At 60.2% G+C, this 12,271-nt stretch carries 17 protein-coding genes and 2 pseudogenes; 1 reads left to right on the forward strand and 18 read right to left on the reverse strand.

The window, feature by feature from the left end:
* Window positions 1–426: 426 nt before the first annotated feature.
* The 17 genes and pseudogenes from AAFX91_RS32095 to AAFX91_RS32175 all read right to left on the reverse strand — a co-directional run bounded on the left by AAFX91_RS32095 (window position 427) and on the right by AAFX91_RS32175 (window position 10,221).
* On the reverse strand, window positions 427–876 hold the full coding sequence (locus AAFX91_RS32095) for a Rieske 2Fe-2S domain-containing protein (RefSeq protein WP_028169005.1): 450 nt from the start codon (window positions 874–876) through the stop codon (window positions 427–429).
* 129 nt (window positions 877–1,005) lie between these two features.
* A complete protein-coding gene (locus tag AAFX91_RS32100) occupies window positions 1,006–1,218 on the reverse strand; it encodes a hypothetical protein (RefSeq protein WP_394569264.1) in 213 nt (70 codons plus the stop codon).
* Between the two features lie 40 nt (window positions 1,219–1,258).
* The gene (locus AAFX91_RS32105; RefSeq protein ID WP_245475085.1) at window positions 1,259–2,446 is read right to left on the reverse strand and encodes a DegT/DnrJ/EryC1/StrS aminotransferase family protein; all 1,188 of its coding nucleotides are present in this window, start codon (window positions 2,444–2,446) and stop codon (window positions 1,259–1,261) included.
* Window positions 2,447–2,457: 11 nt separating this feature from the next.
* Complete coding sequence (locus AAFX91_RS32110; protein ID WP_130229977.1) at window positions 2,458–2,727, reverse strand: DUF6129 family protein; 270 nt, start codon at window positions 2,725–2,727, stop codon at window positions 2,458–2,460.
* Window positions 2,728–2,761: 34 nt separating this feature from the next.
* Window positions 2,762–3,119: pseudogene (locus AAFX91_RS32115) on the reverse strand (hypothetical protein).
* A 14-nt stretch (window positions 3,120–3,133) separates the two neighbouring features.
* The gene (locus AAFX91_RS32120) at window positions 3,134–3,373 is read right to left on the reverse strand and encodes a nitrogen fixation protein NifZ (protein WP_028169009.1); all 240 of its coding nucleotides are present in this window, start codon (window positions 3,371–3,373) and stop codon (window positions 3,134–3,136) included.
* Entirely contained in the window at window positions 3,370–3,690 is a 321-nt protein-coding gene (locus tag AAFX91_RS32125) for a nitrogen fixation protein NifZ (protein ID WP_028169010.1), read from the reverse strand. The genes AAFX91_RS32120 and AAFX91_RS32125 overlap by 4 nt, the downstream gene beginning before the upstream one ends.
* Window positions 3,691–3,781: 91 nt before the next feature.
* Window positions 3,782–3,982, reverse strand: a complete 201-nt coding sequence (locus AAFX91_RS32130) for a hypothetical protein (RefSeq protein ID WP_394569265.1) — start codon at window positions 3,980–3,982, stop codon at window positions 3,782–3,784.
* The gene (locus tag AAFX91_RS32135; protein WP_245476659.1) at window positions 3,979–4,374 is read right to left on the reverse strand and encodes a 4Fe4S-binding leucine-rich repeat protein; all 396 of its coding nucleotides are present in this window, start codon (window positions 4,372–4,374) and stop codon (window positions 3,979–3,981) included. Before AAFX91_RS32135 ends, AAFX91_RS32130 begins: the two co-directional genes overlap by 4 nt.
* Window positions 4,364–4,900 (reverse strand): hypothetical protein, encoded by a 537-nt coding sequence (locus AAFX91_RS32140; RefSeq protein ID WP_130229981.1) that lies wholly within the window; start codon window positions 4,898–4,900, stop codon window positions 4,364–4,366. Before AAFX91_RS32140 ends, AAFX91_RS32135 begins: the two co-directional genes overlap by 11 nt.
* Before the next feature lie 340 nt (window positions 4,901–5,240).
* Complete coding sequence (locus tag AAFX91_RS32145) at window positions 5,241–5,465, reverse strand: YfhL family 4Fe-4S dicluster ferredoxin (RefSeq protein ID WP_028169012.1); 225 nt, start codon at window positions 5,463–5,465, stop codon at window positions 5,241–5,243.
* 12 nt (window positions 5,466–5,477) lie between these two features.
* The gene (nifB, locus tag AAFX91_RS32150; RefSeq protein ID WP_130229983.1) at window positions 5,478–7,034 is read right to left on the reverse strand and encodes a nitrogenase cofactor biosynthesis protein NifB; all 1,557 of its coding nucleotides are present in this window, start codon (window positions 7,032–7,034) and stop codon (window positions 5,478–5,480) included.
* Window positions 7,035–7,313: 279 nt separating this feature from the next.
* A pseudogene (locus tag AAFX91_RS32155) lies at window positions 7,314–8,173 on the reverse strand (SIR2 family protein); the annotation flags it as partial.
* Window positions 8,170–8,391 (reverse strand): putative nitrogen fixation protein NifT, encoded by a 222-nt coding sequence (gene nifT / locus AAFX91_RS32160; protein WP_028169014.1) that lies wholly within the window; start codon window positions 8,389–8,391, stop codon window positions 8,170–8,172. The gene nifT and the pseudogene AAFX91_RS32155, both read right to left, overlap by 4 nt.
* A 4-nt stretch (window positions 8,392–8,395) precedes the next feature.
* Window positions 8,396–9,580, reverse strand: coding sequence for a cysteine desulfurase NifS (gene nifS / locus AAFX91_RS32165; protein WP_394569266.1), 1,185 nt, complete (start codon window positions 9,578–9,580; stop codon window positions 8,396–8,398).
* A gap of 10 nt (window positions 9,581–9,590) precedes the next feature.
* Entirely contained in the window at window positions 9,591–9,881 is a 291-nt protein-coding gene (locus AAFX91_RS32170) for a NifU family protein (RefSeq protein ID WP_028169016.1), read from the reverse strand.
* A 16-nt stretch (window positions 9,882–9,897) separates the two neighbouring features.
* Window positions 9,898–10,221, reverse strand: coding sequence for an iron-sulfur cluster assembly accessory protein (locus AAFX91_RS32175; protein ID WP_028169017.1), 324 nt, complete (start codon window positions 10,219–10,221; stop codon window positions 9,898–9,900).
* Between the two features lie 278 nt (window positions 10,222–10,499).
* Here AAFX91_RS32175 and AAFX91_RS32180 point away from each other — a divergent pair, with 278 nt between their 5' ends.
* Complete coding sequence (locus AAFX91_RS32180) at window positions 10,500–11,090, forward strand: hypothetical protein (RefSeq protein ID WP_028169018.1); 591 nt, start codon at window positions 10,500–10,502, stop codon at window positions 11,088–11,090.
* A 15-nt stretch (window positions 11,091–11,105) separates the two neighbouring features.
* On the opposite strand, the gene AAFX91_RS32185 is transcribed toward AAFX91_RS32180, so the two are convergent.
* The gene (locus AAFX91_RS32185; RefSeq protein ID WP_028169019.1) at window positions 11,106–11,513 is read right to left on the reverse strand and encodes a Rieske 2Fe-2S domain-containing protein; all 408 of its coding nucleotides are present in this window, start codon (window positions 11,511–11,513) and stop codon (window positions 11,106–11,108) included.
* Window positions 11,514–12,271 lie beyond the last annotated feature (758 nt).

Genomic DNA, 12,271 nt, shown 5'->3' on the forward strand with positions numbered 1-12,271 from the left:
TTTCCGCGAAAGGTGGACTTCTCTTGCTTCGGGTATCATCCATATCTTGAAGCACGACTCACGATCCAAGAAAAGTGGGTACTAGCACTTGAACACCTCCTTGGGCCGCCGAGATCATTCGGATGCGGGCGCGAATGATCTCCGTTTCAGGGTAATGCGTCCATGCGCGATAAGAGCTGGCGACCGGGCGTTTGATCCTCGCAAAGCCACCAACGCACGCGAACATCGAATGGATGCGCGTCTCGCTGTTCGAGTAGCGCCGTACCATTCATGCTGGGCTACAGGATAACCCGCCGGCCTGCCCGGCCCTTGATCCTAACAAATCCGAACGCAGCGATACGCGACAGACCTGCGCCGATGTTCATGCGAATGACGGCGCTTTCCCTTAAAAGACTCCTTAAGTCCACGTTCATGAGATCAAGCCTGTTAATCTGGATGGATCATGATGTCCATGGTTTCGTCGCCATCCTCGAACGGACCGGGAAAGCCATTGTCCTCCACCAGCTTCACGGCACACAGGCAGACGTCGCCGCCGATCACGGCGAGCGCAACCGGCTCAAGGGCTCTTCCGTTACAAGGGCCATCGATGCAAAACCCGCTGTCGATCTCGAAGATCGCTCCGTGCCGGCCGCACCCGAGAAAGGCGCGGTCGGGCGAGAAAAATTCGCCCGCACGGATGTTGAGCCAGACGCCGTCATGTGGGCAGCGGTTGACATAGCCGTGATAATCATTGCCAACGGTCCGAACCACAACAATCGGAAACGGCCGACTCTCACCGCTCTCGTCGATCCGTGACAGGCTAAAGCCCCTCGCGCTGCCCCGCTCGATTGCATCGGCGGGGCAGACGGCGAACACCTCAATCTCTTGGCTGCCCATGTCGCGCTGCTCCCTTGCTCATGCGCCGTGTTTTCCTGCGCGAAAGACATCGACGGCGGTACCGGTCAACCGAAGGACGCCAATTCCACCGACCAGCTCCTTGTAGGCATCGACGGCCCGCTGAGAACATCAAATTGCATTGAGGTTCTCATTGTCTTCCCGCACCACCCTCAAGAGTTCCTCGTGGCCTTGCCGGACGAACAGGCCGGAGCATCCGCGTGTGGTCTGCCCCTGCATTTGTCCGGAAGTGGCGATCTCCGGGTTCTGCAGCACCGCCAAAAGTGACGTGGCGTGAATGACGTCGATTATCTTGTCCAACGGTGAGACTGTGCATGTCGACATTCAAGCCTGCCTTGCGCCTCGCATTGATAATTCCTCGTTGCTAATAAATTGCTGCGCCAGCGCCGATGTTGATGGATGCGTCCTTCATCGTCTCCACGATGAACTCGATCTGCTCGTCGGTGAGGTGGCTGTGAAACGGCAGTGCCAGGGCGCGATCGGCGATCTTTTCCGCAACCCGGAAATCGCCATGACGATAGCCAAGTTCGAAATAATGCCGCTGCAGATGCAAGGGATAGCAATAAGCGGCGGCCTCGACCTGCTCGATGCGGAGGTCATCGACAATGGCGTCGCGGCTGGATCGCGCGAAGCGCGTTCCGAGATGGACGAGATAAAGAAACCAGTTCACCTCGGTCACATCGGGACCGACATAGGGAGGCTTGATACCCTCAAAGGATTGCATATGCGCGTTGTAGAGCTGTTCGACGAGTCGGCGCCGCTCCAGGATCTCCTCGAGGCGCTTCAGCTGCGCAAGGCCCAGCGCGGCTGTGAGATCGCTCATGCCGGCCTGGTGGGGCGCTGCGCTGCTGACGACAACGGAGGAGCGCTCATCCAGCCGATGCGCGCGATGGCGGCGCAAGCCAACGGCCATGTCGATGTCGTCGGTCACCACCATGCCGCCTTCGCCGCAGGTCAGGGCCAGTGGCTGGGCGAAGTCGAACACGGCGATATCGCCAAAGCGGCCGACGAGTTCGAACTTGTATCGCGATCCGATCGCTTCGGTTGAATCCTCCAGGAGCGGCAATTGATGGCGCTGCGCGATCGCGCGCAGCTCCGACCATGGCGCCGGATGGCCATTGGGGTTGCCACCAATGATCGCCCGCGTGTTGGCCGTGACACGCTCTTCGACCTTCGCCGGAGCCAAGGCTCCCGACCAATAGTCGACGTCGGCAAATACGGCCCTCGCGCCCACGAGACTGATAGCATGCACTACCTCACGAAACGAATAAGGCGAGGCAATCACCTCCTGCCCGGGTCCGATGCCGAGCGCTTTTAGTGCAAGCAGAAGCCCGATGGTGCCGCTGGGGACGGCAACGGCATATTTGCGCCCAAGGTAGGCGGCGAAGGCTTTCTCGAAGGCCTCGGTGATGGGCCCATTGGAGACCCGTGGCGAACACAGCAGCGCTTCCACGGCGGAGAGCTCGGCGGAGGTGATATCGGGATCTGAGAGCGGAATGAAGGATAAATCGGCGTCGACCGCGTCCGTGCCATCGTCGCGATGCCCTACCAGTCCAACGCCGATCACCGTCCGATCCTCCTTGCCGCCAGCAGGATGCCAATCGCCCGCACCGGATCGGCCGTGATATCTAGGCAGCGATCGCAGCCATCGATCAGATGCAGATCGAAATTCGGAAGACTCCGGAATGGTCGCTCCGTCACGTCAGAGGCATCACAGCGTGTCGCGGCGAGGTGCGGAAAGCGACGCCGCAACTCGAGAACCGGATCTGCATCAGCCTGCGCCGCCGCGAGCACCCGTTCGATTTCCATCAATTCGTCTGTGCCAAGCGCCATCGCGTCTCCCATATAATTGGACCCTAAATAAGCTTCATAGCCAGAACAGCCGCTCGGGATCTGTGTTCAAATCTTCGATCGCCGAGGTCAGCCGGTGGTAAATGCTATAAAACTCCCAGATTCCGTTTGCGTGGTTCTTGCGAAACAGCTTCCACATGCCGCACACAATGTCGTAGTGGATCAGCGCGGCATCGATAAGGCCGCCATCGGCGTCGATATTGCGAGAGCAGCAGGGACTCTCGATCAGATAGCCCCCTCACCGCCTTCACATGCGGCGAGACATAGCGATAGCGCTTGCGCGCGCTTAAGGCGCGCTCGATCCGCTTGCAATCGAGCTCGTTCGGGTGAGGGATCATCCTGACCGCTGCCTTTCTCATCACCGCGGCATTCATCGCCAAAGGCCCCCTCATAGCACTGTGATTTCTTCTTCAAGACAGCCGACGACCATCCGCTCGCCGAACTCGACGAGATAGATTGGCACGTTGCCTTCCCTATGCCTGCCGACCTGCACGATCTCGCCGATCCCTCCGGCGCCGATCAGGAGTCTATCGGCCGGTGCATTGGGAAACGAGCCGTCATTGATGAGGTCGACCGCTGCCTTGACGCGCTGGCCCCATTGGTATTTCGGCAGTCTCGAGGCGATCATGGGCCGGCCTCTTCAGGCAACGGCAGATCCAAAAGCTCATCGCGCCCCACCTCCGGCTCGAGCTCTTTGCGCTTCATGCCGACGCGGTTGCCGCTTTCGAGAAATTGAACGCCATAGATGTAGAACTGCTGCAGGAAAGTGCCGATTGAGACGACGTAACCCACCTCCCCCTTTTTGACGAGGATCTCGCCGATCTCCTTGCCGGCATATGTCCCGTCATTGCGGATGGTACGGCTGGCCTGCACCTTTTCGCCAAAGCTGAAGAAAGGCGGCCCGGTCAACTCGACCACCTCGCTGTCGCGAACGATGTTGCTCATGTCCCACTCTCTCTCGGTCGTTCGGGCCGGATGGCCACGCGCGCGCGGGCGACTTCCTGCACCATCGAGTCCTCGTCTTTGGTCAATTCCGCTAGCTCGGCCGCCGTGCGATCTCGAGGCGCACGGTGCCATCGGGATCATTGACCATGCCGAGCAGCCACTCATTGGGAACACGGATCGCAACCACGCGGCGCACCTCGGGTTCGTCATCGCTCATGAGACGCCCAAGCAGCGCCCGCGCGATCCGGCCCGCCACCACCAGGCGGACGTAATAGTCCTGGTCCGAGATCATCGGCGCCAGCTCCCATCCAGCAAGGTCGCAACCCGCATCCTAACCTTCCGATGCAGATCGTTGCGCAGCCGCAGCACTAAGCGCTTGGGCAGGCGCCGCGCGGCGTTCCAGCGCACGGTTTCCTCAGCATCGTCGGGCGGCATCGGCAGCAGAAACACGCTGGCGTGGTTGGCTGCGATCGCGCGCACCTCAAAATGTGGATGGGTGATGTAGGCGTCGGCCAGCGCCGGATTCCAGTAGAAGAAGCGGTCGATGCGGCGAGCATAGCGGTCGTTGACGCAGGCGTGCATCAAGCGGCAGCCGCCGCTGGCCCTGAGCCCGATACGAGTGCAGGTGCCGCAGTCGACCTCGTTGCCCAGCCAGTCGCGGGCCTTATCGATGTCAATCGTCATCGTCCTGCCCCATCCGCTGCAGCACGTCCAGGAGCACCCTGGCGCCGATCTTGTCGGTCGGCTCGAGCTGCACGAGCTTGCTGGCGGCCGCGCGGCCTTCATCCAGATTGCCGAGCCGCAGCTGCAGGTACGCGTAGGCTTTTAGCGAAAATAAATAGAAGCGCGACAGGATGTTCTCGTAGCAATCGAAAGCAGCGTCGCCCGCGCTGACCCGCCGCCAATCGTCAGCGAGACCGTTTTCGCGCGCTGCCTTGGAGATACAGAGCTTTGCCACCTCCAACGCCTCGGCCAAGCGACCTTTGTAGAAATAGAAGCGGTAGATTCCGATCAGGACGGCGGCGTGGCCCGGCGCTAGCGCCTGCGCTTCGTGCAGGTGCCTTTCCGCGATCGCATCCACGTGATAGAGGAGCCCGGCCTGCCACAGATGATCCTCGGCTTCGCGCGGCAGGCCTTCGCCGAGCAGCGTGCGCGCAATCAGCGCCCCTTCGCTCCCGGACAGCGGATTGCCGGCCCCAGCGAGGTTCATTGGCAGCTTTCCTGTTCTAATGGGCAGCCTTTGCGGTATCGCTGGAGCAGCACACCTGCTTCTTGGAAGATCGGCCCGCTCTGCGCAGCAGTGTCGGTCAAATCGATCGTGACACCGCCAAGCATTAGCGGCTCCCGAATTGAGGCAATCTTAGCCCGTTCCGCTGGAGGCCTTGCTGACCGGGCCGAGGTGCCGGCGCAACACCTGTCTTGGCGGACAAATCCAAGCAACCACCGCCTGTAACGGCGAGGCGGAAGCTGCGGCCAGCGGTGCGCAGCGCGAAAATCGCGAGTTTTTCAGCGCTGGGCGCCGGCGTAAAGGTCATGGGATCGGCCCCTATTTACGCGCGCGCCTGGTAGCGCGGCAACGAGGTGTCCAAGACGCAGGTGTTATCGACCGGGCACACCGCGACGCATTGCGGCTCGTCAAAATGGCCGACGCACTCGGTGCATTTTTTCGGATCGATGACAAACGTTCCGCCTTTCTCCGAGATTGCGACATTGGGACATTCGGGCTCGCAAGCCGAGCAGCTCGTGCATTGCGAGGCGATGATCTTGAACGGCATTGACCTTCCCCCTTAGGCGGCCGAAATCAGTGCGCCCTGGCGGATCGCCGCCTCGCCCCGCTCGGTATGCTGGATTTCGCCGCTTTGCACCTTCTCCAGATAGGACTTGAACCAGGCGATCGCTGATTTTTCGATGAACTCATGGGCGTATTGGTCGACTGGCTCGATCCCGGCCTTCAACAGATTGCTTTTCGGACAGCCGCCGATCTTGGCCACTAATACCGCATGGCAGTCGTTGATGGCGCTGATGACGGTGGCAAGGCGCTCCTCCTCGCCACAGCCGCCCCGGCAATAGTGATCGACGCGGCGATGGCCGACGAATTTGGCGCCGGTCGTGGAGAGTTCGTACACCTGGAACTCTTTGGCGTGACCGAAATGCTCGTTGATGACGCCCGCGCCCTTCGTCGCCACGGCAACCATGGGCTTGATGTCACTCATTTTGCTGGCAAGCTCGACGAGCTCTTCCTGCTTGCCAGCAAGCTTGGCAACGCGCTCCTGCTCGATCTTGGCTTGATAGGCCTTGCGCATCGGCAAGTCATATTTGACGTCCATGGCCATAACCTTCTCGGTAGTGAACTCCGCGCTGCGGTCCTCGCCGAGCAAGCCGACAGCGTCGGCGCGGCACTGCCGGCAATGCCGCATCAGGTTCATCTCGCCCTCGCAGGCATCCTGCAGTGCCTTTAATTCCTGCGCGGTTGGCCCCCGCTGCCCGTTGAGACCAAACTCCGTGCCGTGCTCGGGCGCGGAGATCAGCGGCATTATGTTGTGCAGGAACGCGCCGCGCGATTTGATCGCCTTGTTGACCTTGACCAGATGCTGATCGTTAATACCCGGGATCATCACCGAATTGATCTTGCATAGGATGCCCCGCTCGGTGAGCATCTCGAGGCCTTTCAGCTGGCGCTCGTTGAGGATCTTTGCGGCTTCTAGGCCGGTGTAGCGCTTGTGGTTGTAGAAAATCCACGGATAGATTTTGGCGCCGATTTCGGGATCGACCATGTTGATAGTGATGGTGACATGATCGATCTTGAAGCGGGCGATCGTGTCGACATGGTCGGGTAGCATCAGGCCGTTGGTCGACAAGCACAGCTTGATGTCGGGAGCAGCCTTGGCCACCAGCTCGAACGTCTTGAACGTCTTTTTCGGATTGGCCAGGGGATCGCCGGGCCCCGCGATGCCGAGCACAGTCATCTGTGGGATTGTGGAGGCGACCGCCAGCACGTTTTTCGCCGCCTGCTCCGGCGTTAGTTTTTCGCTCACCACGCCCGGGCGCGATTCATTAGCGCAATCATATTTACGATTGCAGTAATTGCACTGCATGTTGCAGGCAGGCGCGACCGCAACATGCATGCGCGCGTAATGATGATGCGCTGCTTCGCTGTAGCAGGGGTGATTCTTGACCTTCTCCCAGATCTCGGTCGGCAGATCACCCTGGCCGGCCTGCGAGCCGCAGCTTGCCTTGCCCCCGCCGGACCTCCCGCAGCCCTTGCGCGCGGCGATCTGCATGACCTTGCCAATGTCGACCGCGCTCCCTACCGAGCTTGCTTCGTCCAGCGCTGATACGTTCATCCTTCCATTCTCCCTGCAGCGGAAACTGAAAAGAAGATTTGCAACTCGCGTGCCATGGCCGGACTTGCGAGCAATTTTGATCTAGGTCAAAAGCTGAGCCGCTTACCGCCCTCTGCCGTGAAAGCGACGGCCTTCTGCACGACATTAGCAATGTTCGAAGTGTCCCAGGCGTCTCGATCCCGACACAGAGATGAACGTACTCATTCCCTGGCGCGAACGAAAGACAACTCGCGTGCGCCGGCACGCGAGCAACATCGACACCCGTATACCGGTCTGTCGGCCGGCGAGCAGGATCTCGATCGCGCGCGGGAGCGGGATCGCAAGCGGCGTCAGGCCCTGTTCGACCAGAAAACGCAGTTCATTCCTGGACAGCACATCTGGCTCCACGATGGCGTAATGAACACCGGCCGAGCGCTTGGTGAGCTGCCGCGCATAAGTTCGCAGCAGCTGATCGTTGAAGCGGCAGCCGATGAAGAGAAAGCTTCGGCCACTGCGCCGCTCTTTCACCACATCGGGGATCGGCGTCTGAATGTCGATCTCGGTCAGGACCTCGACATAGTCGGCGTCAGAGATCAGGAAGTTCCTTGCGGGCAACACGCCGCCGTGCGGCTTATAGAGGACCGTGCTCCAGCTCTGCGCCGCATCATGGTCGACCTCTCCGCCCGCTGCATCATAGAAGCGATACCAGCGGTCCTCGCCGAGGCCGGCGCGGGTGATACCCTGCACCTCACCCCATCCCTCGCGCCTGCCAAGCGCCCCCGCATCGCACCGTCATACCAGGTATCGACGATGACAGGCAGGGGCAGCACGGCAAGATGATGATGCAGCGGCGTCGGCTCGACCGGCGCAGCAAAGGCCAGCGCCATCAATGCCGTCACGGTGGTGCGATGCTTGTTGCTCTCGATGTGCTGCGCAGACGCCCAGATGTTGCCTTTGGCCCGGCGCGGCAGCGCGACCTTGCTGGCGAAGAAAGCAGCCAAGGCGTCCGGCGTCATCGTCGCATCCGGTTTGGACACATCAGCGAGGCCAGGTCCGAGATAGGGAATAATGCTGGCGGCACGCAGCCTCCTCGCTATGTCAGTGAGAATCGCCTCCGCATCGGCCGCATTGACGAAGTCGGTTTGCGCCATCGCCTTCATCGGCCGTCGCCGTCCTCGCCACGCTTCCTGGCATTGATCGTGATCGGCAGCGACGTGTCGCTTGCCATCTCGGGTAGATCGAGCACCCAGCCATTGCCTATTCTGATCCAGCCACCCCACAGCGTCTCGCGCTCCGATTCCACAATTGGCTCCTCGAGATCTTTTTTCGGCACATAAATCGACAGGCCCTCCGGAGAGCGGCGAATCATGACTTTCATAAGATCAACTCGTGCATTGGGGCGAAGCGCTGGTGGGGTTGGGAGGCTCTTGTGACATGGCACGCAGATTAGCCAGGATGCGCGACAGTACGCGGACGACCTGATCGACGTCATCGGCCGTGGTTTCACGCGAGAGGGAAAAGCGTACCGCGCCGCGCAGGCTCCTTGCCGGCACGTTCATCGCGCGCAGCACATGCGACGGCTCCATTGACCCCGAGCTGCAAGCCGATCCGAGCGAAGCGGCAATGCCCGCTCGGTTGAGATGGTGGACGATTGCTTCGCCTTCGAGATCTTCGAAGGCGATGCTGGCCGTGTTCGGCAGGCGGTTGCTGACATCGCCGAGCGGGATGCAGCGGCCGTTGTGCAAAATCGTCTGCTCCAGGCGATCGCGCAACGCAGCAATGCGAACACGCTCCGGCTCGAGCCCCTCCGCCGCAAGCTCTGCAGCTTTTCCAAGACCGACGATGCCGGGGATGTTCTCGGTTCCGCCGCGGCGCCGTCGCTCCTGTGCCCCACCCCAGATCAGCGGCCTGAATTTCGTGCCTTGTCGCAAATAGAGCGCGCCGATTCCCTTGGGGCCGTGCAGCTTGTGTGCGGACAGCGAGAGCATGTCGATAGCACTGTCCTTCAGGTCGATGGGCACCCTGCCTATGGCCTGCACCGCATCGGTGTGAAACAGCGCACCTGCCGCGCGCGCCAAGCCGGCCAGAAACTCCACCGGGAAGATCGTGCCGGTCTCGTTGTTGGCCCACATAACGGACGCAATCGCCGTGCGTGGTCCAAGCGCCCAGCGAAACGCCTCGAGGTCGAGGCGGCCGCGCGAATCCACCGGGATCACATGCGTCTTGATGCCCGTTAACGCCAATTGCTCGACCAGCGTGAGGATGGCGGAATGCTCGACGGAGGTGGTGACGATCTCGTCGCGCCCTTGCTGGGTCGCGAGCCCAGAAAGGATGGCGGTGTTGTTGGACTCGGTCCCGCCGGAAGTAAAGATGATCTCATGATCGTGGGCGGCTCCCAGCAAACTCTGCAGGCTGCGGCGTGCCTTGGCCACCGGGCCTGCGATCTCGCTGCCGAAGGCGTGGGCGGACGAGGCATTACCGAACCGCTCCGTGAAGAACGGCAACATGGCTTGCAAGACACACGGATCTGTCCGCGTGGTCGCATTGTTGTCGAGATAGATCGGCACAGAGCCTCGCTCAATGCTGCGGATTGGCGCCGCCGGCGACCGGGATCAGGCGAACGAATTCGCCGAGCCCTTGGACCAGCCGCGCCTGAATGCTTTCTAGCGTCGCGCTTGAAAGCTTGCAGAACACGCAGGCACCGGTCAGCTTGACCGTGATCTTGCTGCCGTCGATCCCAACGAGCTGACAGTCTCTGCCGTCGCGTTGCAGATTGGGCCGAATCTCCTCGATCACAGCCCGAATGAGTTGTTCACGATCGGTCTCAACGACCGACCGTTGCTTCAGCTGTTCCGGTTCGACCAGCATGCTTTGATTTCTCTTTTCATCTGCTGAAGGATTTGCCGCAGGAGCAGCTCGAGCTAGCGTTTGGGTTGTCGAAGGTGAAGCCCGAGCCCTCCAGCGCCACCACGAAATCGATCGTCGTGCCGGCGAGGTGCTCATGGCTCTTATTGTCGACGAACACCTTGATCCCGTCGCGCTCGATGACGGTGTCGTCGGGCTTTGCCCCGTCGGCGAGGTCCATCTTGTATTTGAATCCGTCGCAGCCGCCGGCCTCGACCATGATGCGCAAGCCGCTCCTCGGCTGGGCCGAAGCCGAGATCGCGCTCTTGACCGCATTCACTGCGCTATCCGTCAGATTGATCATGGCACCTTTTGTTTTCCAGAGTCATTTGCATCGAATTGGCAAGTCGCATGCCAGAGCGCAGGCGCTTGACACTGCTCACATTCTTCAAAATCGGGCTGTTGGCTTTGCGACGCGTGTCTGGTTGCTGACAAAGGTCTTCGAGGGATCGCGGCGGCTTTGCGTGTCTTCTTTATGGATTCCGCCGAGAAAGGGTTACGCCCGCGGCGGCAAATGATTTGCATTGCGTCTCCCACCGCCGGGGTGCCCGGCGGTGGTCTTGGATAAAGGGATGATTTTTGATGACTGCAATCGAGAACACCGCGCTCGGCCGGTTGGAGAAGGAAGGGCGCCTGCTCAATCCCATATTCAAGGGCGGGACCACCAAGCGGGGCCGGTTCGGCTTTCGTGGCGATATCGCACTGAAATTTCAGGCCCAGGTCGCGGACGAGAAGCGGCCGCCCCACTATTCGATCGAGCAGGTACTGACGGTCGTGCAGGTCGGCGAAAACATCATTCCGGTGCTGGCCGGCTATCTGCACTGCTTCGCTTATCTTGCCGATGTCGCAAACGTTCTTGAGAGCGCGCTAAGCCCTGACGGCAGCTACTTCATGTTTTGCAACAACATAGACCTGTTGGCGAAATATCGAATCAAGCTCGCTGGTATCACCTTCAACGTGCTGCCGTGCGATGAATCCACCGTTTGGAAGGAGATGATGGACCTGGTCGGGGTCGACAAGAATGACATCAAGAAGCTCGATGCGCCCGGCAAGCTCGACTACCTGCTCGACGCGGCCAAGGATGTCGATGCGTCCTATGACGAGATCTCTTACGAAGAAGGGCTGAAGAGGATGGAACCCGTGAGAAACCGCAACGAGAACCGGCCGGTCTGAGCGCCGGCTTCAGCTTTAGCCAGAGGAAACCTCCTCCTCGACAAGCCGCACGCCGGTCACGCAGATATCGCCGTCCAGCACCGTCAACGCAACCGGCGTGAGCCGGCTGCCCTTGCATGGGCCGTCGACACAGCGGCCGGTGCTGAGCTCGAAGGTCGAGCCGTGCTTGCCGCACATCAGCCGGATGCCGCGGGGATCGAAAAACTGGTTGCGTTCCCAGTCCAGATTCACGCTGTTGTGCGGGCATTTGTTGAGATAGCCAAACACCCGCTTGCCCCAGCGCACCACGACAATGGGCCACGGCCTGTGGCTGCCGTCTTCGTCGACGATCATGAGGTAGAAGCCCATGGCGCGCTGGCTTGGAATATCGTTGAAGCCGCAGATCGCATAGGCGGTATTCGGCTGCGTCCGCTGCGCGTTCATGACAAGACAACTTTCAATTGATCACCTTGCGATCAGCCTTGCAAAAATCGCGCAAAGTACCGGGGCGCCTTACCTTTTGGCAGTCCCGTGCGCTGCGTCGCAAGCGATACCACAACTAATTGCGACCGGTGCACAATGGATGGATTTGCGCGAGCATGCGCCCTTGAGACAGTTAATCCAGTGAGGCGAGGTCTCGACTCGGCGACACCGCGTCAGCATCACACAACATGAAGAAGTTCACACCGCATATTGTTTTCTGCAGGACTAAATCGTTCAGAGACCCAAAGGATTGAATGACCCCCTTCCCCCCACTGGGAACAAGGACGAGATCGGGATTCAGCAAGCGCACGAGATCTGGCCGGATGGCGGATACTTTTCAGACTGGCTAGTCCCGATGGGGGTCGCATCGGAAGCTTGTCGGCAGATGATAGCTCGCATCGTCGCCGACAACGGTCAGTCAAAGATCGACTGCATCTTTCGCCGGACCAAGACGGCAAGGTCCATCCTTTGTCTCGCGTTTTGCCCGACAGTCGCAGCGCCCCCCGTGACCGGCAACCCTGTAGTCATGCATTTGAAGGTTGGCACTGTCGTTCAAGTCACAACGGAGAATCCGATTTCCTATGCGCTTGGAACCGAGTTGACGGTTCTCAATCGCATGATACCGACGGTTCTCGGCCAGTTAGACTAGGCCGTGTGGACTCTTGGGATTCTCAAATCAGATTGAACGTGATTCAAGGCTTTCTTTTAGGAGGAAGCCT

Source organism: Bradyrhizobium sp. 31Argb, from assembly GCF_043638955.1.
In the GTDB taxonomy this organism is placed as follows: domain Bacteria; phylum Pseudomonadota; class Alphaproteobacteria; order Rhizobiales; family Xanthobacteraceae; genus Bradyrhizobium.

Coding starts and splice junctions, on each gene's coding strand:
- AAFX91_RS32175 (WP_028169017.1), bottom strand. CDS start 10,221: ATGATCAATCTGACGGATAGCGCAGTGAATGCGGTCAAGAGCGCGATC.
- AAFX91_RS32180 (WP_028169018.1), top strand. CDS start 10,500: ATGACTGCAATCGAGAACACCGCGCTCGGCCGGTTGGAGAAGGAAGGG.
- AAFX91_RS32125 (WP_028169010.1), bottom strand. CDS start 3,690: ATGAGCAACATCGTTCGCGACAGCGAGGTGGTCGAGTTGACCGGGCCG.
- AAFX91_RS32135 (WP_245476659.1), bottom strand. CDS start 4,374: ATGACGATTGACATCGATAAGGCCCGCGACTGGCTGGGCAACGAGGTC.
- AAFX91_RS32110 (WP_130229977.1), bottom strand. CDS start 2,727: ATGGCGCTTGGCACAGACGAATTGATGGAAATCGAACGGGTGCTCGCG.
- AAFX91_RS32120 (WP_028169009.1), bottom strand. CDS start 3,373: ATGATCGCCTCGAGACTGCCGAAATACCAATGGGGCCAGCGCGTCAAG.
- nifT (WP_028169014.1), bottom strand. CDS start 8,391: ATGAAAGTCATGATTCGCCGCTCTCCGGAGGGCCTGTCGATTTATGTG.
- nifB (WP_130229983.1), bottom strand. CDS start 7,034: ATGAACGTATCAGCGCTGGACGAAGCAAGCTCGGTAGGGAGCGCGGTC.
- AAFX91_RS32145 (WP_028169012.1), bottom strand. CDS start 5,465: ATGCCGTTCAAGATCATCGCCTCGCAATGCACGAGCTGCTCGGCTTGC.
- AAFX91_RS32095 (WP_028169005.1), bottom strand. CDS start 876: ATGGGCAGCCAAGAGATTGAGGTGTTCGCCGTCTGCCCCGCCGATGCA.
- AAFX91_RS32170 (WP_028169016.1), bottom strand. CDS start 9,881: ATGCTGGTCGAACCGGAACAGCTGAAGCAACGGTCGGTCGTTGAGACC.
- AAFX91_RS32130 (WP_394569265.1), bottom strand. CDS start 3,982: ATGATCTCGGACCAGGACTATTACGTCCGCCTGGTGGTGGCGGGCCGG.
- AAFX91_RS32140 (WP_130229981.1), bottom strand. CDS start 4,900: ATGAACCTCGCTGGGGCCGGCAATCCGCTGTCCGGGAGCGAAGGGGCG.
- AAFX91_RS32185 (WP_028169019.1), bottom strand. CDS start 11,513: ATGAACGCGCAGCGGACGCAGCCGAATACCGCCTATGCGATCTGCGGC.
- AAFX91_RS32100 (WP_394569264.1), bottom strand. CDS start 1,218: ATGTCGACATGCACAGTCTCACCGTTGGACAAGATAATCGACGTCATT.